This window comes from Flavobacterium psychrotrophum, from assembly GCF_003403075.1.
Taxonomy (GTDB): domain Bacteria; phylum Bacteroidota; class Bacteroidia; order Flavobacteriales; family Flavobacteriaceae; genus Flavobacterium; species Flavobacterium psychrotrophum.
On record NZ_CP031557.1, the window covers coordinates 2250166 to 2273753 of the forward strand.

Sequence of the window (23588 nt, forward strand, 5' to 3'; positions counted from 1 at the left end):
TACCAAATATAAGGAATTTGGCGGGAGGCTGCGTCATGAAATTATGAATATTTCTTACAACTTACACACCTGTATTTAGTAACACAGTAATATAGAGCAGATATAGTCAAACTATTGAAGCTAACTAGGGAAGACTATCGCTTGGTCTTCCCCAATTTATGTTAAGGATATCGAAAAAGCGATTATTAAACCCTCCATTAAACGTACATTTAATATAACAGAATTGGCCCGATCCAATGCTATATGGATAAACTCCAGTGACGGTAAGATTGTAGTGCTAACCTAAAATCCCAAATAACAACAATAATAATCTATGTTACAACCCGAAAATATACTGTGCCGTGAGGATAAAAACTGTAAGGATTCTAATGACCGTTTCTTTGCCGATGTTCTTGACGGACTTCAAAGCATTCCTAAAACATTAGAGTCAAAATACTTTTATGATGAGAAAGGAGATGTCCTGTTTCAACAAATAATGGGCATGCCTGAATATTATCTTACCCGGTGTGAACTGGATATTTTTAAAAACCAGACAAGATTATTAAATGGCTATATAGCGGCAGATAATTCACCTTTCGACCTTATTGAATTGGGCGCCGGCGATGCTACAAAGTCATCGTATTTGTTAAAAAATCTGGTCGAAACAGATACAGACTTTACCTATATGCCTATCGATATTTCCGGAAATATACTTTCTGTACTCAATAAACGATTAACTGCTGAAATACCTGGCCTGGATATCATAACCCTTGAAGGGGAATATTTCGATATGCTTGAGCAAGCCACACATATTTCTGCACGAAGAAAAGTCTTAATGTTTTTGGGAGGCAACATTGGCAACATGGAAAAAGACGAAGCCTTGTCGTTTTGCATGAAACTTAGGGAGTATTTAAATCCGGGTGATATTTTGCTGATTGGTTTTGACCTTAAAAAGCATCCGCAAACCATATTAGATGCTTATAATGATAAGCAGGGTATAACGGCAGCTTTTAACCTCAACCTCCTCACACGTATCAACCGCGAACTTGGCGCAAATTTCGATATTCAGGATTTTGAACACTATCAAAATTACGATCCGCTTACAGGCGCCTGCAGGAGCTATCTGGTCAGCCTTAAAAAGCAAACTGTGATTATTGATGATAAAGTAATTAACTTCGAAAAAGATGAAGCCATTTACATGGAAGTATCCCAAAAGTTTTCTAAAAATGATATAGCCATGATGGCAGAGGAGTCCGGCTTTTATATAGGCGGAGCTGCTTATGATAATAAAGGGTGGTTTACCGATTCAATATGGATTGCTAAATAATAATTTCAATGGAAAATAATACCATACACCTACTAACTCCTGAAAAGCTTTTACAGCGCTACAACAGCGTACGGAACCATACTGAGGTAATTTGTAAACCTCTGGAAATAGAAGACTATGTAGTACAACCCATTGCCGATGTGAGCCCTCCGAAATGGCACATGGGGCATACTACATGGTTTTTTGAAACCTTTATTCTTTTACCTAATTTCAAGGGGTACAGGGAATTTAATCCGCAATACAATTTTGTTTTCAACAGCTATTATGAAAGTGTCGGGGCACGTATTTTACGTACCGACCGGGGCAACCTCAGCCGTCCGTCAATTACTGATGTGTACCGATACAGGGCGTATGTAGATGAACAAATGGAAGTTTTTTTAAACAAGGGTCTTTATGATGATAAGCTTTTAGCATTGATTGAACTCGGCCTGAACCACGAACAGCAGCACCAGGAATTATTATATAGTGATATAAAATACATACTGGGGCACAACCCTCTTTTCCCTGCCTATACAGATGGAAATGTTTTTCAGGAATCGTTAGTAGACGACATAAAGTATGTTGACATTAATGCCGGGATATATGAAATAGGATATAAAGGTGAAGGCTTTTGTTTTGACAATGAGCTGGGCAGGCATAAGGTATATCTCGATACATTTCAGATAGCCAGCTCACCTGTAACCAATGCTGAATATCTTGATTTTATTATTAACGGCGGATATACTGATTTTCGTCATTGGCATTCGGAAGGCTGGGAATGGGTGAAGCAAACCGGAACCAAAGCGCCGCTATACTGGCATGAGGTTGATAACCAATGGAAATATTATACCCTAAATGGTATTAAGGATGTTGATCTTTTAAAACCCGTTTGCCATATTAATTTCTATGAAGCGTCTGCCTTTGCTTCCTGGAAAGGAATGCGCCTGCCAACCGAAGCCGAGTGGGAAGTAGCATCCGGGTTGTTTAACTGGGGCGAACGGTGGGAATGGACAAACAGTGCTTATCTGCCATACCCCGGGTTTAGTAAAGAACCGGGTGCTATTGGCGAATACAACGGTAAATTTATGGTAAGCCAAATGGTGTTGCGTGGTGCATCTGTAGCCACACCGGCGGGGCATAGCCGTAATACATATAGAAATTTTTTCCATCCGAAGCACCAATGGCAGTTTACCGGTATACGCCTGGCAAAATAAGTAATAATACTTTATCTTAGTAAGCCATAAACTGGCTAATCGATGGAATTTAATTTTGATGAAATAACAGACCGAAGAAACACCAATTCTATAAAATGGGATGCTGCTCCCTCTTCTGATATACTGCCAATGTGGGTAGCCGATATGGATTTTAAAGCTGCCCCTGCAATTATAGAAGCGTTGCAAAAGCGTGTTACCCATGGTGTTTTTGGCTACACACAAATGCCTTCCCGTTTTTATGATGCTATTATTAACTGGTGGCAAACACAACACAATTTCAGCCTTCAAAAAGACTGGGTAATACCCACATCCGGTGTTATTCCTGCCCTATCTGCTATTATCCGGTCATTGGTAAATAAAGGTGGTAAAGTAATCATACAGCCACCCGTGTACAATCACTTTTACACAACGCTCGAAAACTGTGGCTGTGAGGTTTTGGAAAATAACCTAATTTACAGTGATGGCAATTATTCTATAGATTTTAACGACTTGGAATTAAAGGCTTCAAATACGGATGCAAAGTTACTTTTACTCAGCAATCCTCACAATCCGGTTGGGAGAGTATGGACGTTTGACGAATTACAGAAAATTGGAGATATATGCCTCAGGCATAATGTAATCGTAATTTCTGATGAAATACATGCCGACCTTACATTAAGGGGTTTCAAACATACACCTTATGCATCAATTGGTAAAAAATATGCTAATAATTCAATCACGTTAAGCTCACCCAGTAAAGCCTTTAATCTTGCAGGATTGCAGGTGGGATACCTCTTTACAGAAAATGCGGGCTTCAGGGAACAGATTCAAAAAACGCTGTTAGTTCAGGAAATGGAACTGCTTAGCCCTTTTGCTATTGAAGCACTTATTGCAGCTTATAACGACGGCACACAATGGCTTGATGCTGTAAAAGTATATCTATATGACAATTACCTATATCTAAAATCATTTGTTGAAGAACAACTGCCACAGCTTAAAGTTATACCGTTACAGGCTACTTACTTAGTGTGGCTTGACTGTTGTAATATCCCGGAACCAGCTTCAACACTAACCGAAAAATTATTAAATGAGCATAAGCTTTGGTTAAATGCTGGTAGTATGTATGGTAGTGTAGGAGCGCATTTCTTGAGGATTAATATCGCCTGCCCCCGTCAAACATTGAGGGAAGGGTTGGGCAGATTGCTCAAAGCTTTCAGTTAAGTTATGCATTTTTAATTTACGATATTAAAGCAACATATGGTCGCAAAATCATCTAACAACAAAACCCAAAAAGAAAACTGATAAAAGTGCTTCAAAAAATACTTTGCTTTAACAGATTTTAAATTTACTTTTTTAAGTACTCAAGTTAATGCAGATTTAACTATAATGTCTTTTTCATCAGTATATCAGTCTGTTCCTCATCGCCCATTTTAAATATATGTGTGTCAAAAGCAACAAAGCCATTCTTTTCATAAAAACGTACCGCCTTTGTATTTTGTTCCCATACACCCAGCCATATAAATTCTTTATTTAACTGCCTTGAAATCTCCAGTGCTTTTTCAAAAAGCACTTGTCCGACCTTTTTTCCATGGAAATCCTTCAACACATAAATACGCTCAATCTCAAGGGCACTATTACCCTGAAGTTCTGTCTGGGCTTTTCCTGTGTTTAGTTTTAAGTAGCCTACCGGGGTATCCTGTTCATAAGCAATAAAGAAATAAGATTCAGGATTGGATAGCTCATGTTCTATTTTTTCAGCACTGAAACTTTTTTCAAGGTAGTTTTGGATTATTTCCTCATTATTACTTTCGGCAAATGTTTCATAAAAAGTCCTTTTACCCAATTGCTGTAAAAAGATACTGGCTTCAGGCCCTGCTTGGTTTAAAATAATATCATTCATACTAATTACTGTTCAAGGTTCAAGGTAAATCTCATTTTCTCTTTTCCTACGCCACCGATTCGCTTGTAGAATTTTATGGCTTTTTCATTAAAATCGGGGGTTTGCCATTGCATATTGATACAACCATTGGCTTCTCCTGCTTGTTTGACTTTATCCATAAGAACCGCACCTATGCCATAATTCCTGTACTCATCTTCAAGATACAGGCAGTCAAGGTAAATAAACTTCTGGGCATCCCAGGTTGAAAAATCAAATGTATAAGTAGCATACCCGATAATAGTACCTGATACTTCAACTACCAGGCAATTCAACTGGCGGTTGTCAGAAAACAGGGCATACTGAAGCCTTTCTTTTTTCCCTTCGACCAGATACGCTGCCCTTTCATAGGCCGCATGTTTTTCGCATAAAATAACCAGCTTGTCCAAATCTGTTTCTTTACAATCTCTTATTATATAATCCATCTTAACTTATTTTATTGGTTCGTATTCCTTTACGAAACCCCATATTTTTAATATTCAGTTCCGCTACAAAAGTTGCAGCCAGTATTAATCCGCCCCCGATAAACAGCCGCCATGACAAATCTTCGTTTAATATAAAAAAAGCGGCTATAGCTCCAAAAACAGGTTCAAAAAGATAAATAATGGCAACCCGTTCTGCAGGTATATATTTTTGTGCCATCATTGAAACCGTATACATAAAAGCTGTGGTAAAAACAGCACAATATATAACAGCCATCCAAAAGTTATTATTAGCAGGAACCCAGCTTCCGGCAGGCTCAGTCACGGCAAAACATAAACTTAGTACAGTGCATGCGGCAAACATAGGCACTACTGTTGTAATAATATTGCCCTTAGTAGCTTGCTTTTCGACCAGTATGAGGTACATACTGAAACCAAAAGTCCCCAGGATTGTGTAAATAGCACCCTGATTGATGGTAAATGTGTCTGAAACTGAAATGATACATAACCCGGCTAATGCGACTAGCGATGCAATCCATATCTTAGCTGATACGCTCATTTTATACACGCCCCATTTTAGCACAGGAACCATAACCACACATATACCTGCAATAAAGGTGCATTGTGAGGCCGGAAGATATTTGAGCCCTAACGTCTGAAGCATAATTCCGGCGGTAAGCGGCAGGGCGAGTTTTACACCTCCAAGCAGGCTTTCACTACTGGTCTCTTTAAAATACTTGTAAAAACAGGCGCATAGGATAACGGTAGCCAATGAAAAGCGATAAAATAAAAAGATATAGAGAGATGACTCCTGCACGGCGAGTTTTGTAACTGAGAATGATATGCCCCAAAGGGCAGTTCCCAAAGACAAAAGGATTAGGTATATATTTTTTTTAGGCATATAGCTTAATTAATTTAATTCATAAAAACACAAAAATCCACTCAACTAATGTTTATATTGCATCAATGGACATACAGCAATTAAAATATTTTCTTGCGTTGGCTAAGGAACTTCACTTTTGGAATACCGCCGCAAAAATGAACATCACCCAGTCAGCACTAAGCCGCCAGATACAGTCTTTAGAAAGCGAGCTGGGGCTACAGTTGTTTTACCGCAACAAGCGCAGCGTTAAACTCACCCCGGCGGGGAAATTCCTGCAAGACAAATGGAGTGAAGAGATAAATCAGCTCGAATCAATGCACAGGCTTGCCCGTCAAATACACTTGGGAGAGCAAGGAACTATCCGTATTGCCCACCCGGATTCTATATCTTCCTCTATTTTGCCCGACTTTGTTTCTAAAGTCACAAATGCTTTCCCAAAGCTTCAGTTAGAACTCCTCCAACTCCCTTATGAGAGTCAGGAAGACTACCTGAAGAACTACAGGATAGACCTGACTTTCACGAGAGATATTACACCATCATCAAATATCAGCAGCCGGAAAATTCACTCCGAAAATCTTTGCCTTGCTGTACCTGAAAACCATACTTTTAGTGCATTAAAACACATTAGCCCAAAAAATCTTGAAGGACAAAAATTTCTTCTGACCACCGGCGACTACAACAGCAGCTATAATACACTGGTTACACAGGTGCTCAAATCTTACAATGTAGTACCGGAAAGCTATATACGGTGCGAGTTTGGCTCTACCATCATGTCGATGATCAAAAAAGGGCTTGGCATATCAATATTGCCCCAGTCCTATCAACTCCATGAAGTTGCCGGTATACGCTTCATCCCTTTGCCTTTTATGACAGATTTATATATCAACTGGCGAAAAGATGACCCTAACCCGATATTGAACAATCTACTGGAACTGGCGTAGCCTGCTTAAGGAGCATTTCTATATGCGGAATGCCGTCTTCATCATAAGGTTCTCCAACGGGTTCAAACCCGAGAGAATTATAGAATCCTTGTAGATGTGCCTGGGCACTGATGCGCATAGCCGGATTTTGAAACAGGCTGGTACAGGCAGTTATTGATTCTTCCATAAGCTGCTTTCCAAGTTTAAGCCCACGATAAGCAGGCGCAATTACTACCCTGCCAATAGAGGCTTCCTGATACGATATACCTTGCGGTAATAAACGGGTATAACCTGCAAGCTCTCCATCTGCATAACACATCAGGTGATAGCCTTTCAGGTCTTTATTGTCCATATCCTGATAGGGACAATTTTGTTCTACTACAAAGACTTCACTACGCAGGCGGAGAATTTTGTACAACTCTTTAATAGTAAGTCCATCAAATGGCTTAACGATATATTCAATGTTCATAATAGATATCTTAATTCAGGACAAAATTAAAACATGCAATAATGACAAAAAATGCTATTTTATTATAATCTGATTTGTTTTTTGCATTAATTAAATTTTCAAGCACGTTATCACTATTGAGAAATTCAATTGTGTCAATATTATCATGTTAGTCCTATTTACGGTTTTAATTAATTTCACAAACTGGATATACCAATTAAATTGACCCCCTCTCGCCAGAGCAAATTGACCCCTTAGAGTTGTTGACAAAAAAGAGTAAAAGTTGTAGTTCGTTGCAGGCTTTAAAAACGGTAGTTTTTAGTCCTGGTTATTCACTAATATTTTTACAAAAATACATTATCTGATTTAGATTTTCTTCTCCTTAAAGATTCACCATAGAGTTCCAGCCTTAAATAGTGATGAACAATACGGTCAAGTACTGCGTCAGCTATGGTTTTCTCACCGATTATATCATACCATTGCTTTACCGGTATTTGGGAAGTAAGCATCGTAGAGCGTTTCTGGTGGCGGTCTTCTATAATATCAAGCAGTATAAGCCTTGACTGGGGGTCGAAGGGTTGCAGTCCAAAGTCGTCGAGTATCAGCAGGTCTACACGTTCTATACGCTTAAGTTCAGCCAGTAAGGTGCCTTTTGCCTTGGCTAGTTTAAGCTGCCCCATAAATTTAGCGGTGTTGACGTACATTACTTTAAAGCTGTTTTGGCAAGCCTGGTAGCCCAGTGCTGTTGCGAGGTAGCTTTTGCCTGTACCGGTAGATCCGGTAATAAATATATCCTTATGTTCTTTTATAAAGTCAAGGCCTGCAAGCCTGTGGAACTGGTTTTTATCCAGACCCCGGTCAATAGCATAATCTACCTCTTCCAACGAAGCTTTGTAACGGAAGCCCGCTGCCTTAATGGCCCGTTCTATATTTCGGTTACGTCGGTCATCCCATTCGCTGGCTATTAAAAAAGCTATGAACTGGTCTGGTGTAAGCGATTCTTTTAGGGAAGTTTCCAGATTGGTTTTAAAGGCATCATACATGCCATATAAGCGCAACTGGCGCATCTTGTCTAACGTTTCATTATTCATGGTCTTTATTATTTTAATAGTAATGATTATTGGTAATATTCTCTTCCACGGATGTTATTGTGCGGGGGTATTTCTGTTAACTCTTCTTCAGCCTGAAGCTGGTCAAGGCGCTTGCGCAGTATCTCCGTAATTGTACTGGCTAAGGTTCATTGCCCAACGGCAGGCATTGGTAAGCCTTTCGGCGCCTACACGTCTTGAAAAGCTTAAGATACCCGAACAGGATTTATAAGCCTGCTCGGGATAGGGTTTAAGTTCCAGTACTTTGCTTATATAAAGAGCTACATCCTCGTGTATGGCCTGTGCCTGCTGTATAAACTTCTCGGGGCTCCATTCGGTAAGGAAGCGGTGTTGTGAGGCAAGGTGGTCTTCATTGGTTGTGTAGTGGTATTTGCTCCTTATTCGCTCATGGCAGGCAATCATGGTATACTGATAATAAACCTTTACCAATGCCGTTGTGTAAAGTATCTTTACCTTTTTGCCGATGTAGGTATAAGGTACGCTGTAGTAATGTATGTCTTCCCCCAGACGTATGTAGCCGTTTTTCATAACGGTAACCATTACCTGCTTGTGAACCTGATAATCAATAGGGTTTAAAGCAGATAAGGCTTCGCGCTCTATCTCCTCGAACTGTTCCCTACGGGAGTAGCTGCGCCCGGAGAAAGGCTTGTTATTATGCATTTCAAGTGCTGGGAGTATTGATTCGTTAAGGGATACAAGAGTATCGAAGCTATGACCTTCCAGACGGGTGTAAATGCTGCGGTAGATTAGTTTTACTGCACCTTCTACTAAAGACTTGTCACGGGGTTTATAAACACGTGCAGGCACTATAGTAACGCCGTAGTGTTCAGCAAAAGCAGCAAATTCATCATTAAGCACTGCTTCATATTTGCTGCCCCGTGTTACTGCCGAACGAAGGTTGTCCGGCACGATGGCCTTTGGCACACCACCAAAGTAACGCAACGCATTTTGGCAGGCAAGGATCAGGTCTTCTTTACGCTGGCTATCCACGGCTTCCACGTAGGTAAGCTGGCTACAGCCCAGTATGGCAACAAAAACCTCTACATCGCGTGCAGCCTCACCCTGGCCAACCTTCAGCTTGCTGCCAGCAAAATCAATATACATCTTATCGCCCGCCTTGTGCTCCACATGCATGACTGGCCGGGCGAGTTGCAGGTAAGTATGGATGGCATTATTAAAACTGGAACGGCTATAACCATCTGGATATCTCTCAAGGTATTCCTTATAGAGCAGTTCCCTGGTCATACCTTTCTTTTTAAGCCTTTTACATAGCTCAGGCAGTAATGGCTCTAACTCCTGCATACGTGGGCTGCTATGGATTTTGGCAACAGGAGTAGTAAAAATGATAGAGAGTTCGCTGTCGCTTTTGGCGCTAAAGGCCTCAAAATCTATATCCAGACCGTTCCAGATGCGGACATATTTCTTGATTGTGTTGCGGGAGGTGCCCACCATCCCGTGGATTGTTTTGATCCCCGTCCCCTGGCAATACAGGCGGATGATCTGTCTTAATTTATTCATTTTTATCGGCTTATTGGACATTCTTACGCAGGTTTAGGTTTATCAAAACGCTAAACTAAACCTTGTTCCAAAGCCGACAACGGGCTACTTTTTTAAACTCTTTTGAGGGGGCATTTTCAATTGGCCACAGGGGTCAATTTGCTCTGGCGGAAAGGGGTCATTTTCAGCCGGCGAAAGGGGTCTTTTTGAATCGGTCAAGAGGGGTCAGTTTACACTGGTTTGTCCAGCTCAGGCAGTAATGGCTCTAACTCCTGCATACGTGGGCTGCTATGGATTTTGGCAACAGGAGTAGTAAAAATGATAGAGAGTTCGCTGTCGCTTTTGGCGCTAAAGGCCTCAAAATCTATATCCAGACCGTTCCAGATGCGGACATATTTCTTGATTGTGTTGCGGGAGGTGCCCACCATCCCGTGGATTGTTTTGATCCCCGTCCCCTGGCAATACAGGCGGATGATCTGTCTTAATTTATTCATTTTTATCGGCTTATTGGACATTCTTACGCAGGTTTAGGTTTATCAAAACGCTAAACTAAACCTTGTTCCAAAGCCGACAACGGGCTACTTTTTTAAACTCTTTTGAGGGGTCATTTTCAATTGGCCACAGGGGTCAATTTGCTCTGGCGGAAAGGGGTCATTTTCAGCCGACGAAAGAGGTCTTTTTGAATCGGTCAAGAGGGGTCAGTTTACACTGGTTTGTCCACTATATGAACGTTTAGTACAGGCAGAGAAAGATAAGGTAGCTTATTTGGAAAAGCTTATAAAAAATTAGAACTTCACTAGATTTAACTATCTGAGTAAGAAGCCTTAAAATTGTCATTGATTTTTAGGCTTCTTACAAGCAAAATGCACTGCAGTTTTAATTATTTTTATCTATAGTTCATCGATTTTTACAATTTGTAAATTGTATATATTTCATCTATAATAGCATTTGTTTCGGATTTAATTTTATCGAATAAATCCTCAAGATCAGGCTCTATGAAACATTCTAAATGTTCTAATCTACTGGCATACAACGAAAAAATTTCTAAACCGGATGATATTGCCATACCAAATAATTTATGGCCAAGCTTTTTTATCTCAGTTAGAGATTGATCTTTAATGTAGATTTCTAATTTTGAAATAGACTCTAATAATTCATTTTTTACTGTGGTAAGCGCCTTTTCTAATATATCCTTATCATCGCCAAAATATCCTTCAAAGTTATAGGGATTAAAATGCATAGGTTCATTAAATGGCTCAGAGGTATTTACACTTTCAGAGTTGTCGTTTTTGGATATCCATTTGTTAAAAATAAAATCAATATTCTCCTCTTTAATTGGCTTAACAACAAAATCATCCATGCCTGCAGCAATACATTTTTCTTTTTCTCCTTTTACATTACCTGCGGTTAATGCAACGATGGGTACATGTAACTCTTTATTTATATCCCTAATTGCTTTTGTTGCTTCAAAACCGTCCATTTCGGGCATTTGCACGTCCATGAAAATAAGATCGGGAGTTTTACCTGCATAAAACTTTACGGCTTCTATTCCGTTTACAGCTTCTATCACTATAGCGTTAGTGGCTATTTTTTTAATAATAGAACGAACGAGCATCATGTTTACGGGATTGTCTTCGGCAACTAAAATTGTAAAGTTATCAGTTGATGTACTTTTTACTTGTTCCTGTGAGTTTACAGAACCCTTACGACTGAGATGTGACAAAGCATTATATATTTCCTGGAGTTTTATAGGCTTTAAAATACGGTTTTTAACATCTAAGCGTTCGCATGCATCAATGATTTTGGAATCGTCAGATGAACTATGAAGCAAAATTATTGAAAGTTTATCCGACGAAAATGTGTTTCTTATTTTTTCTATTGTCTCTACACCATCCATAAAGGGCATATGATAATCCATGAATATTACATCGTATACATCACTTTCAGATAGTAATTGCAAGGCCTCAAAGCCATTAGCCGCCTCTGTAGAATTAATATTATAGAGCAATAACATTTGAGACAGTATATGGCGGTTATTTTCATTATCATCAACAATTAACGCATGCTTTATTTTTTCTATACCTTCCCAATTAATTGGATCACCATTTTCTGATTTAAAAGTAACATCAAAATAGAATATGCTCCCTGCGTTTGGGGTGCTGTCCAATTGCAAATAACTATTCATTAACGCCAACAATTTATTCGAAATGTTTAAACCAAGCCCTGTTCCACCATACTTTTTTGTAGTAGAGCTATCCTCTTGTGCAAAAGCCTCGAATATTTTAATTTGTTTTTCTGGCTTTATACCTATCCCTGTGTCTCTAACAGCAAAGCGCAAGGTTGTTTCACCAATGTTCTCTGATATTGGTTCAATTTTAAGCTCAATTTCTCCCTTTTCAGTAAATTTAGATGCGTTGCCTAATAAATTAACCAGTATTTGTTTAAGCCGTATAGAGTCGGCATAAATAAATCTGGGCAGGTCAGGAGAAATGTTTAGCAACATTTCCAGTTTTTTAGTTTGCACCTGGTAAGCAATTATATCGGCTGCCTGCCCCGCTATGTCATAAAGGTCGCATTTCTCATAATCTAGCTCAAGCTTTCCGGCTTCAATTTTAGAAAAGTCGAGAATGTCATTTATAATACTCAATAAAGCATTTGCAGACTGGTTAACTATTGACAGATACTGGTATTGCGTTTGGTCAAGTTTTGTCTTTAAAACAAGATCTGTAAAGCCAATCACACCATTTAATGGTGTGCGTATTTCGTGGCTCATATTAGCCAAGAATTCAGACTTTGCAATATTCGCCATCTCTGCGTTTAACTTCGCGACTTTAAGTTCTTCGCGCTGCCGTATAATTTGTGTTATGTTTTGCGTAAAAATCATTATCCCACCAACTTTCTCAGCGGAAGAATACCACGGTCTCATTTCCCATGTTATGTATTGAGTTTCGTTATCTCCGGGTGCGTTATAAGTGTCCTCGTCTTTTCTCTCTACTGTCCCAGCCATTACACGCTGATGAAGTTTTTTGCTCTCATCGTCTATATCCTTAAATATCTCATAGTATGATGCTCCTATGATATCATGCCCTTGCAGGCTATAATCCTCAATCCATCGGTTACTTACTGCAATGTATCGCATATCTGTATCAAGCATTGCAACAGATGCGGGAGTATGCTCTACAAATGCAGATAGTCGTGCTTTCTCAACCGTTAAAGCTTTTTCTATAATTGTACGTTGTGTTATATCATTTGCGATACCAAGGTAACCAATTGTGTTATAATCAACATCCCGTATGGCAGTTACCACAAGCGAGACTATTTTTCTTGATCCGTCTTTTTTTACATAAGTCCATTGCCTTTGTTCAGAGCCAACTTTTTCCGGTATTTGTACAAATACGCTAAACCCTTCTATAGGAAAACCAAATTCCATGCTTAGTTCTTTACTCCTTTCCTGCACCTCTTTGGGGCAATGAATAATAGCCGGGGTATGTTTACCTATAACTTCGCTTTCGGTGTAGCCCAGTAATTTCTCTGCTCCTGAGTTAAATACGGTAATTAGCCCATTAATATCTGTAGCTATAACACTTACCTCAGATGCAGCCTGTAAAACATCGTTAAATAATTTTTGAGAACTTTGTAATGCAATGCTGGAAAGCTTTGCCTTGTTGATATCCTGAAAAGTGCCATACAATCGTTTACACACCCCATTTTCAAACTCAGCACTTCCTAATGCCCTCACCCATATTTCTTCTCCTTGCAAATTAATGATTTGCAACTCTAAGTCCCACGATTGACCAGTCTGAACAGCAATACTTACCGCTTTGGCAATCATATTCCTACTGTCTCCTTCTTTATAGAAATCTATTGATGTTTTTAATATTGGCTGGTAATCTTCCGATACCCCGTGAATTTCTTTGGTAACTTTTGTCCATGAAATTTTCTGTTTTTGCACATCCATCTCCCAGCCACCTACACGCGCAACGTTGTTTGTTTGCTCCAGCGTTTCTTTGGTCTTCCTTAAATCCTCTTCAAGCTTTATACGTTCAGTAATATCAACTGCATTGCCTATTATGTAATCTTTGCCCTCAACGCCTTTCTCAAGTACATTATTATACAGCCAAATTACAAAATTCCCGTCTTTACAACAGGTAAGCATTTGTCCTCGTGCAAAACCATCAATCTTAATTTTGTTTAAATATTCTTTAACAAGCTGATGGCGTGACTGTGGTACAATATTATAAAGGCTGAGTTGCAGCATTTCATCTTTAGTGTATCCCAAGTTTGCCGCCCCTGCTTCGTTTACCGATGTAAATTTACCCAAAAGATCATGGGTACACATAAGCCCCTGCGAGTTTTCAAAAAATATACGAGACCTTTCTTCACTTGCCAGTAATTCTAATTCATTAGCTTTTTCTTTTGTAATATCTCTTGCTATAGCAAATATATTGCCCGTTTTTGGCTCTGGCGTAGCTACCCATTGTAATGTTTTATAACTACCGGCAACGGTTTTAAAACGGTGTGTAAAATTTATTGTTTTAAAGCCGTTTGAAAGTTTTTTAATTTCATTTTCAGTTATTTCAACATCTTCAGGGTGAATAAATTCAAAAAAAGAGCTTTTTAATAATATCTTATCCTCCCATCCAAGTGCTTTTTTAAAAGCGGGGTTTACTTTTTTAAAAAAACCATCGGTACCTGCAACACAAATAAGATCGTAAGAAAGGTTAAATAAATCTTTAAAACTTTTCATTTCATCTTTTACTCTTCTTTCAGATATTAAGACCATGATTTGCTGGGAGAGTAATAGCAAGGCTTTCTTTTGATTTTCGTTCAGCACCCTCGGAATGCGATCAATAACGCATAAAGTTCCCAAAGCAAAGCCATCGGAGTCTATAATTGGTTGCCCGGCATAGAAAGATATGTTTGGGTCTTCTGTTACAAGTATATTATCCTTAAAACGCTTATCTTTAGTTGCATCCTCAACTTCAAAAATTCCATCTTGTAGTATTGCATATTGACAAAAAGACAGTTCCCTGCTAGTCTGGTCTACATTTAAACCGACTTTTGATTTAAACCACTGACGGTTTTCATCGATTAAAGAAATTAGAGCAATCGGTACATCACAAATTAGGGAAGCCATCTCCGTGAACCTGTCGAACTCGTCATCTTGTAAAGTATCAAGGATTTCATAATTTTTTAAAACCCAGATTCTCATTTGCTCGTTATCAGGTTTGGGATATTGTTCCATCAAAAATATGTTTTAAGTAGTTTATATAAATATAAATTATTTAAACGACAAAAAAACACTTTCAACATATTTCTTAGTAAATCTTTCTTCTTTCAATTACTCAATTCTTAATCCTTTTATAACAATAAATCAGTCCTTAAAAAACATATTTAAAATTAAAAAAAATTATGTGGCAACTGTTACAGGTTCTGTTTATATTGTACAAATTATTTATAGTGTAAAGCTATCTGTCCTATTTGTCCTAAAATTTTAAATGAATCTTTAAATGAAAGTTTAGACCCGTCTACATGTACCCAACGGTTTAAAGGTTTTTCACAAAGCATGGCCTGGGCTTCCCTATTACCGTATAGTTTTTTCATTCTCATAAATATCTCTACGTCAAACAGCCACCTTGTAATAAATTTTTTCTGGAATGTTTGCATCACCACATCCTTTGTCATAATTTTAGCACCGCATTGTGTGTCTCTAAATTCCATACCCAATGTTTTTCTAATATATAGATTAATGCCTTTGCTAATAATTTTTCGTGCACCATCTTTAGCAATATTAGCCCCCATACGTGCAATGCGCGAACCACTCACTATTTTATAATTTGAATGCGATATCGTTGTAACAAGGTCTGTAAAATCATCAAAATTTGTGGATAGGTCGGCATCTAAAAAACCTATATAATCAAATTGTGCCTGTTTTGCCAAATGCAGCATCCCAAGCCTAACGGCCTCAGCTTTACCTCCATTTCTTTCACAATTGTATATACTTATATGCTCTTCATTTCCTTTACGAAGTTCCTGTAATACACCAAGTGTATTATCTTTACTTCCATCGTTAACGAAACAAAGATGATAGCCAAGATTAGTATGTACAAAGCTTTTAAATTCTTCACTAAGCAAGCGCGATTCTTCATTATAACAAGGAATAACAATACCGACACATGTGGTTTGAATAAACTGATTTTTACATTCAATTTTTTTAGCCGGACTTGTACCTCCAATAAGCTTTCTGACACGAATACCAATTTCATTAATGCTTAACGGTTTTTTCATGTAATCGTTTGCGCCAAGCTCAAAGCCTCTCTCAATTATCTCTTCGTCAAGATTACCTGATAGTACCATGATTGGAGTACTATCCCTTCGTGTATTTCTTAAATAGAATATTAAATCTAAGCCTGGAGCTTTTTCAGCAAAAGTAATAGGCTCATAAATAACTTCTCCTTCGGGAGCTGTAGGCATATTCATATCAGCAATTATAAGATCCGGTTCAAAAAAATCAAAAACCTCTATGGCAGTAATTACATTTTCTGCCCTTGCTACGTCATATCCTAAATCTGTTAAAGCTTTTTCTAATGAAAGCAGTACTAATTCCTGGTCATCAACAATTAAAATTTTCATGATACTATTATTTTTTAGTTTTAGATTGCATGACAAATATATTCTGATAATAAAAGAGTTATGTTGTTTTTTAGACCAACGTACTGTTTTCATTCGACGAATAGCAAAGTTCTAGAGACATATTAATTAATATAAGCTCCTTAATTTTTTTATCTTTACATAACAATAGCTAAACGTTTGTGAAGGAAACTACTAACAAATATTTAATAGCCGCACTTTTAATAGGTTTGGCTTTTCATGGAGCATTAATCTTCTTTACCATCGAGAATACCTACGATGCTCTTATTCATTTGTTTTTTGCAAATCATTATGCACACAGTTGGTTTGAACCGTGGAATTATAGCTGGTACACGGGCTTTACCGTTATGGGATATCCGCCGCTTATACACCAAGCTATTGGTATTTTATCCTTAGTGGGCGGATTGAAATTTGGGCTTTTTACCGCAGCCATTATAGGAATTATTCTTTTTATTACCGGGGTTTTCCGGTTTACGCTCGTCATGACGGGTAGCAGAAAGGTAGCGGGCTATGCATCTCTTATTGCTGTATTTTCGTCATCTTTTGTAGAAACCCTGCACATTTTTGGGCAATTACCCAGTATTATAGGCATATCGGTACTTATGCATGCCATGCCCGAAATATACCTCTGGCTGCGCACCGGGCGCAAGCATTATCTTTTTACATCGCTCTCGCTTATAGCTGTTACGGTAACATCGCACCACGTTACCCCTATATTTGGCATGGTGTTTTTTATATTCCCACTTATTGGTATGGCGGTTATGGATAATGCCCGCGACCAGGTTATCTCTTATAAAGAAATTAAACTGCCCCTGTTTATAAAAACATTATGGAAGCAGCTTAAGCGGATCATTCTTTTTGGAGGAGGTTCTGGCGTACTAATAGTGCTTTGTATTTTTCCGTATTGGATAAATTCTAAAAAAAACCCTATTACGCAGGTCCCCATACCACACGGTAGCCGAGATAACTTTTTAGAGGTAGCCTCTTCAGGCCTGATGTTTTTTGTAATACCATGGGGCATTGCTATGTTTTTATTACCTTATATTTTATACAGGTATTACAGCAGGCGCTATATTTTCTTTGGGCTGTCGTTATCACTGCTCACTGTATTGGGCACTGGCGGCACTACACCTATACCTTTAAAACTACTGGGTTCTAATGCTTTTAATATACTTACGCTGGATAGATTTACTCTTTGGGCGTCTATAATAAGCTTACCGATGGTGGGCGAATTTGTGTATCGCCTTACCGAGGGCGACCTCAAGCAGGCCATACAGGAGCGCTTTGGTACTGTATATCATCGTGTAGTAGCGGCCATTTTTGCCGGTGCATTTTTGTTTATGGCACTGTTTACAGTAACGCTAAGCTATTTCAGGCCGTTTCAGCCACAAAAAATAAATATGTTGCCCATAGTTAACTTTCTTAACCAGGATCAGCATGATAAGTGGCGTTTTTTACCACTTGGCTTTGGCGACCAGATGGCTTATCTTTCTACCCAAACCCGTGCCATGACGGTAGACGGCAACTACCACAGTGCACGCAGGCTACCTGAACTTACCAGCCGTGCGGTAGAACGCTTAGAGAACTCAAAGTTCAGGGGGCTTGAAGGTATAGGCTCGTTACAGCAGTTCTTAACCGTGCCTGAAAAGTATAACCTTAAATACGTGTTTAGCAATGATAAATTTTATGACCCCATACTGTACTTTTGCGGTTGGCACCGCCTTACGCAACTGGAAAATGGTATTATGGTTTGGGAAAAACTTAATGTGCAGCCACTGCCTAAAGTGTTGCCTATAGAAGACGTGCCTGTATATTTAAAACTTATGTGGGGCATTATACCAATACTTACCGTTATTATTGCCTTTATACTAAATATACAAATGATATGGGTGCAGGCTCTTAAAATACGACTACTACCAACACCCACATTTTTTAATTATGTGTTGCCTTACAACGGCTACTATAAACGGCTTATTCCTACTATTAAGATATGGACTGCCATATTGTTTTTAGCGATAACATTTGCGCTTTACAAAGCGTATGTAGAAAATAAAGCACAAATAAGTGCGCAAAATGTTGTACAATCATACTATGACGCGCTCGATTTTAAAGAGTTTGAACGTGCACATTCCTATATTGTGCCTGATAGCACTTACACTGTATCTCAGTTTATGCTTGAGATGTCGGTGTCCGACGGTATATTAAACTCTTATGGGAAACTGGATGCGATAGAAACTAAAATACTTGAGCAAACCGAAAACAGTGTAAAGCTAAAAGCTGTTACCAAATGGATAACGCCGCTTGAAATTATCAGTAAAGAGTATGTGCATGAGGTAGTTAAAAGAAAAGGAAAATGGTGGATAGTACCCGATGAAAAAGACCCGGATATACCGCCAGACCAGTTTTTTTCGGATAATATTACCGGCTTTTATAAACATGGCAGGCGCCGCATTACCACACAGCAAACCTACCATGACGATGTGCTGAAGCAGCCGGAACTGGAAATCCTTTCGGCAAAACTTATTAAACTGGACAACTCTTATATAATCATTGGCGAATTGCAAAATATAGATAATGTACCGGCAGACGTTGTGCTTAAATCTACTTTATACGACAAGGCAAACCAAAAACTGGCATCTTTTAATGCCAAATATGTAATAAAGCATAAATTAATGCCAAAAGAAGTTACCTCATATCGGGTCGATTTCGAAGGAATAGCCTGGCTTGATAAAAAAACAGCAAAGCCTGAAACTTTTAACCCGAATGAGTTTACGCCGGCAGATATTAACGGGATGCCTGTAAATTTTGACGTGCAAAGCGCCGGAAATGTGGCTATTAAAGATTTATATAACGATGTATCGTTAAGCGATTTACATTTTACAAACGAACAAATAAGCGGCACACTGTTTGATTTTGGCCTGCAGGAAGTAACCGTGCCAGAGCTTTTAGTTACCTACTACAACAGTAAAAAAGAACTTATATATGTAGATCATTTTTTTATACGTGAAGGTGTACGGATACAGCGCAAACAACGTTTTAAATATCAGTTTGCAAACCTTACAAAGCTTCAGCTTGTAAAGTCAGATTTGCAGCATTGCTTTGTAAATGGCATACCCAATGCCGATATGGCTGCTGCAACAGTGCCCAACCGCAATGTAGCACATGAAAAAGAAGGCCTGCAAAAAATAGATGGAAGGGGCTTTAGCTATATTAAAGTAGAGATAAATAACTTTGTAGGCAACATACAATAAATGCTTAATAAAAAACACTACATACTTGCCATTGCTGCCTGCACGCTTTTTCTCTTCTCTTTTGCTGCCCTTACACAAAAGCAGCAAAGTACAGTAAGCACTGTACCTCCTTCAGGAAAAATATATACGGCGGGCGACCAAATTACATTCGCAATAAATTGCAATTGTGATGCCACGTATGCACCTACCCTAATTTTAAAATCGTCCTACGGAACCATCATTGTTTCTGCTGTAAAAGTAGCAGACAATAGCATGGTTTATAACGTTCCTGATTTCTTTTCACGCAAAACGGGGCTGGTGCACTGGGAACTTGTGGGCGATGAAAACATTATAAAGCAGGGCTTTTTTACTATAGTGCCAGAGAGCAGTGTTACCCATGTAGAAAATTACCTGGGCCCACGCAGCATGCTTACCGGAGACCGCCACTATACCATGATGGTAGCCGCCCCTACCGATAAGTTTGACAACCCAAAACCTGAGGGAACACCGGTTATTATTAAAAGCCAGTTTTTAGATAACATAAATTTTGTAACTTATCCGGTAAAAGATTTTATTGCCTGGAAGCGATTGTTTTCTCCTGAGAAATCGGGTAAGCTGATTACATCAATAGAGTGTGGCGGAGAAGAAAGCAAAGAAACAGAAACCGATGTGTACCCTAACCTACCGGTAGATTTTAAAATTGGCTACTATCGCAACCACAGGTTTGCCGATGGTAACCAGCTTACGGTACTGGCCACATCAGAAATGCGTGATAAATTTGGCAATGTAGTGTCAGATGGTACAACCGTAGTGTTTGTTGTGCACAATAACCAGGGAGCTACGTTAAAAACCTTTGGCACAACCATAAACGGCGTTGCCGAAGGTAAAATACCTGCGCCCGAGCATTGGGATATATTTCGGGTAAAAGCTTTTGTAAACGGCATGGGTGAAAGTCCCGAAATACAGATATCATATATGCCCGTTAAAGTGGCGATTAAGCATTCGTATAATGAAAAAGCACAAACACTTACCGTAGGGCCAATCAATAGCTTTATGGGGCAACACGCACCAGACGGTACTACCGTAAAGATCTTACTTTTATATAAAAATAAAGCCGTAGCAACCCTTGAGGAATATACCCGCAAAGGCTTTGTATCGTTTAAACTGCCAAAAGAAGAATATCCTGAAAAACAATATGAGCTTACAATAAGCATATTAGGCAACCGCCTGAAAACCCAACTCACTACAGATGTCAAAAATAAATAACAAAAATATATACCGCATAGCCTTAATATCTACATTTATAGCGGGTAATCTTTTAGTGCTTTTTGCTCTTAGCAAAATTTTAGGCTATTTTAATTCCGGTGCAGACCGCACCGGAATGCTGCACCTGGAAAAAGAAACAGTAACTACCTACCTGCCTAAGGTAATATGGGGCAGTCTTAAAAATCCAGGTCGTCCTATGGAGCAACAAACCCTGGGAGAAATTGAAAAAGACTACCTGTTTGCCTGGCATATAAAAAACAATGCCCTTAAAAATAATGTAAAAGAAGGTATTGAAGATTTTTATACTGATAGCACACGAGTAGACCTTTACCGCATTGTAAATTACAATAAAAAAAATAAGGTTACTGTAGAAAGCACAACCCTGGAACATCATCCTGTTTTGGATTTTTATAGCGCAGATGGGCAGCTTGTAGTGTTTACAGATAAAAACGTGATAGAATATCAACACATTTTTAAGGATAAAAATCGCATAGCCCAAACTAAAGATACCGCTACATATAAAGTAATGATGCTGCTGGAAGATGGTTTTTGGCGCATTCGGCATCTTAAGCGTATGGATAAAGAACCTCTTTTAAAAGCAACTTTGCCTTTATTACCTGTGTATACCGTTAAGGGTAAAAAAGTACTTAAAGAAGGTAAAGAATTTACTATAAAAGGCATAAACTACTACCCTAAAAATTCGCCTTGGGATTTATATGGCGATAATTTTAATACTGATACCATTGCGGCTGATTTTGATATAATAAAAGGCTCGGGACTTAACACAGTGCGTATTTTTGTGCCTTATGAAGATTTTGGTAAGGCTCAGATAGATACAGTTAAACAAAACAAGCTCGAAAAAGTAATGAATATTGCTGATGAAAAAAAACTCGCGGTAATAGTTACACTTTTTGACTTTTACGGCGATTACAGCCTTGAGAGCTGGACGCTTACCCACCGGCACGCCGAAAAAATTATTACAGCTTTAAAAGATCATTCGGCATTATTGGCATGGGATATAAAAAACGAGCCTGATCTCGACTTTAATTCCCGCGGGGAAGAAAATGTAATTGCGTGGCTGCAAAATATCCTGCCTTACATCAAGCAATGGGATCCAAACCACCTTGTTACCATAGGCTGGTCTAATCCTGATAGCGCTGTATTGCTAGCACCGCAGGTAGACATAGTATCGTACCATTATTACCAAAATATAGATTATTTTGCCGCTAAAAATGACAAGCTGGATGCCGAGGTTAAAAACCCACTGTTGGTAGAAGAGTTTGGGCAGTCATCTTACAATGGTTTCTGGAACTGGTTTGGCGATGATAAAGATGACCAGGCTGAATATCATAAAAAAATGCAAGCCATTTTTAAAGAAAAACAACTTGCATTTGCTTCGTGGACCTTATATGATTTTCCTTCTGTACCTGATGCCGTTGTAGGTAAAAAGCCCTGGGTAAAAAACAAGCAAAAGGAGTTTGGCTTTATAGATGTAGAAGGTAAAAAGAAACCTTCTTTTTTACATATTTCCAAGTAGTGCTTGTTCATTAATCTTTTTGCCGCGTAGCTCATTAAAATGTGCTATATACATATCTGTTATTTTTTCCATACTAAGTGCTTCGGCAGCATTATAATTTGCCATTGCTATACTCCTTCGGTAACCGTCGTTTGTAAGAATATTTTCCATAGCCTGTGCCATAGATAATGCATCTCCTGGTGTAAAAAACTCACCACGGTATCCTTCATCTTCTACCAAATGGGCAAGATCTCCTAGGTTAGGCATTACCACAGCTTTGCCATAGCTTCCCGCCTGGTGTAATACACCGCTGCTGCCTGTAGTACTTGTATAAGGAAATACTACTACGGCACTTTCGGTAAATATCCGTTCTACTTCATTCTCTTCAACATAACCGGTAAAAACCAGTCCGGGAATATGGCTGTATTTCTGTTTTACGCTTTCAAGATATCCGGGTGTGTTGGGGCTATCGGTACCCGCTATTACCACTTCTATATCATTCATACCTTTAGCACGCAGCATTTCGGCTGCTTCTATCATTGTTTCTACTTTTTTGTAGGTACCAAATTTGCCAAAAGCCATTATTTTTTTTGGTCCGGCCGGTAAACTAAAGTTGGGCGATTTAGCCTTTTCAAAACTGCCATGAGGCATAAGTATAACATTATTAGCATGGTACTTATTTTTAATTATTTCCATATATTTGTTTATCGTCACAGCAGCAAGATTAGAAGCTAGTAAGCATCTTGTAAGGCTAGTGCCTATAGCATTATACACTTTACTCATAATCTTGCTTTTACTAAAACCGGCCTGCTCCAGGTCTACAGTTTCCATAATGTTATGTAGCAATGTAATGTTTTTAATGCCTGTTATGCGGGTAAGCATTGGCAACATAAGACCTAGGGCTGCAGGTATTTTCTTATCGCCAAATTTTACAAACTGCAGGTTAAACAATACTGCATCTGGTTTTTCTTTTAGTATCTCTTTCATTACTGTAAACAGGTTTGCGCAGTTATTAAAAGACCAACATTCTTTAACTATAACCTTGTCTGCATTTTCAAAGTCCAGTTGTTTTGGCTGCTTAGTTTTATCAGTAAGCAGAACAAGTTCTGTAACTTCCTCTTTATTTACAAAATTTTTAACCAAATGGTAACCATATTCATTAAGGGTTACTTTACTAGGTGGGAACGAGGTAACAACTGCTATTTTCATGATCTATATTTTTAAATTCTTAG

General features: G+C 38.7%; 17 protein-coding genes. 7 read left to right on the top strand and 10 right to left on the bottom strand.

Going from position 1 to position 23588, the window contains the following annotated elements:
* Positions 1-313: 313 nt before the first annotated feature.
* Genes DYH63_RS09845 through DYH63_RS09855 form a run of 3 tightly spaced genes read left to right on the top strand, consistent with a single transcriptional unit; the run spans position 314 to position 3699 of the window.
* Positions 314-1306 carry an L-histidine N(alpha)-methyltransferase gene (locus DYH63_RS09845; protein WP_116788641.1) on the top strand — a complete coding sequence of 331 codons (993 nt, stop codon included), beginning with the start codon at positions 314-316 and terminating at the stop codon, positions 1304-1306.
* Between the two features lie 8 nt (positions 1307-1314).
* Entirely contained in the window at positions 1315-2499 is a 1185-nt protein-coding gene (gene egtB, locus DYH63_RS09850; protein WP_116788642.1) for an ergothioneine biosynthesis protein EgtB, read from the top strand.
* A 42-nt stretch (positions 2500-2541) separates the two neighbouring features.
* On the top strand, positions 2542-3699 hold the full coding sequence (locus DYH63_RS09855; protein ID WP_116788643.1) for a MalY/PatB family protein: 1158 nt from the start codon (positions 2542-2544) through the stop codon (positions 3697-3699).
* A gap of 160 nt (positions 3700-3859) precedes the next feature.
* Here DYH63_RS09855 and DYH63_RS09860 read toward each other — a convergent pair whose 3' ends face one another.
* From DYH63_RS09860 to DYH63_RS09870, 3 genes are read right to left on the bottom strand one after another with little or no spacing between them, the layout of a single operon-like run.
* Positions 3860-4378 carry a GNAT family N-acetyltransferase gene (locus tag DYH63_RS09860; RefSeq protein WP_116788644.1) on the bottom strand — a complete coding sequence of 173 codons (519 nt, stop codon included), beginning with the start codon at positions 4376-4378 and terminating at the stop codon, positions 3860-3862.
* 5 nt (positions 4379-4383) lie between these two features.
* A complete protein-coding gene (locus tag DYH63_RS09865; protein WP_116788645.1) occupies positions 4384-4839 on the bottom strand; it encodes a GNAT family N-acetyltransferase in 456 nt (151 codons plus the stop codon).
* 1 nt (position 4840) lies between these two features.
* Complete coding sequence (locus tag DYH63_RS09870; protein WP_116788646.1) at positions 4841-5737, bottom strand: DMT family transporter; 897 nt, start codon at positions 5735-5737, stop codon at positions 4841-4843.
* 65 nt (positions 5738-5802) lie between these two features.
* On the opposite strand from DYH63_RS09870, the gene DYH63_RS09875 reads away from it, so the two are divergent.
* Positions 5803-6660, top strand: a complete 858-nt coding sequence (locus tag DYH63_RS09875; protein ID WP_116788647.1) for a LysR family transcriptional regulator — start codon at positions 5803-5805, stop codon at positions 6658-6660.
* Here DYH63_RS09875 and DYH63_RS09880 read toward each other — a convergent pair.
* The 6 genes from DYH63_RS09880 to DYH63_RS09910 all read right to left on the bottom strand — a co-directional run bounded on the left by DYH63_RS09880 (position 6623) and on the right by DYH63_RS09910 (position 16326).
* Positions 6623-7108 carry a GNAT family N-acetyltransferase gene (locus DYH63_RS09880; protein ID WP_116788648.1) on the bottom strand — a complete coding sequence of 162 codons (486 nt, stop codon included), beginning with the start codon at positions 7106-7108 and terminating at the stop codon, positions 6623-6625. The two genes, DYH63_RS09875 and DYH63_RS09880, sit on opposite strands and share 38 nt — an antisense overlap.
* Positions 7109-7431: 323 nt before the next feature.
* On the bottom strand, positions 7432-8178 hold the full coding sequence (istB, locus tag DYH63_RS09885; protein WP_116787229.1) for an IS21-like element helper ATPase IstB: 747 nt from the start codon (positions 8176-8178) through the stop codon (positions 7432-7434).
* A 102-nt stretch (positions 8179-8280) separates the two neighbouring features.
* Positions 8281-9714 carry an IS21 family transposase gene (istA, locus tag DYH63_RS09890; protein ID WP_205528256.1) on the bottom strand — a complete coding sequence of 478 codons (1434 nt, stop codon included), beginning with the start codon at positions 9712-9714 and terminating at the stop codon, positions 8281-8283.
* Between the two features lie 209 nt (positions 9715-9923).
* Positions 9924-10187: a helix-turn-helix domain-containing protein gene (locus DYH63_RS09895; protein ID WP_162926984.1), complete on the bottom strand. Its 264-nt coding sequence runs from the start codon at positions 10185-10187 to the stop codon at positions 9924-9926.
* A gap of 413 nt (positions 10188-10600) precedes the next feature.
* The gene (locus tag DYH63_RS09905; protein ID WP_116788650.1) at positions 10601-14938 is read right to left on the bottom strand and encodes a PAS domain S-box protein; all 4338 of its coding nucleotides are present in this window, start codon (positions 14936-14938) and stop codon (positions 10601-10603) included.
* Positions 14939-15144: 206 nt separating this feature from the next.
* Positions 15145-16326, bottom strand: a complete 1182-nt coding sequence (locus tag DYH63_RS09910) for a glycosyltransferase (protein ID WP_116788651.1) — start codon at positions 16324-16326, stop codon at positions 15145-15147.
* Between the two features lie 179 nt (positions 16327-16505).
* Between DYH63_RS09910 and DYH63_RS09915 the strand changes: the two genes are divergently transcribed.
* Genes DYH63_RS09915 through DYH63_RS09925 form a run of 3 tightly spaced genes read left to right on the top strand, consistent with a single transcriptional unit; the run spans position 16506 to position 22377 of the window.
* On the top strand, positions 16506-19595 hold the full coding sequence (locus DYH63_RS09915) for a putative glycosyltransferase family protein (RefSeq protein WP_116788652.1): 3090 nt from the start codon (positions 16506-16508) through the stop codon (positions 19593-19595).
* The gene (locus tag DYH63_RS09920; RefSeq protein ID WP_116788653.1) at positions 19596-20840 is read left to right on the top strand and encodes a hypothetical protein; all 1245 of its coding nucleotides are present in this window, start codon (positions 19596-19598) and stop codon (positions 20838-20840) included. It begins immediately after the preceding gene.
* Positions 20824-22377, top strand: a complete 1554-nt coding sequence (locus DYH63_RS09925) for a glycoside hydrolase family 2 TIM barrel-domain containing protein (protein ID WP_116788654.1) — start codon at positions 20824-20826, stop codon at positions 22375-22377. Before DYH63_RS09920 ends, DYH63_RS09925 begins: the two co-directional genes overlap by 17 nt.
* Here the strand turns inward: DYH63_RS09925 and DYH63_RS09930 are convergent.
* Positions 22360-23565, bottom strand: coding sequence for a glycosyltransferase (locus tag DYH63_RS09930; RefSeq protein ID WP_116788655.1), 1206 nt, complete (start codon positions 23563-23565; stop codon positions 22360-22362). The genes DYH63_RS09925 and DYH63_RS09930 overlap by 18 nt on opposite strands.
* Positions 23566-23588 lie beyond the last annotated feature (23 nt).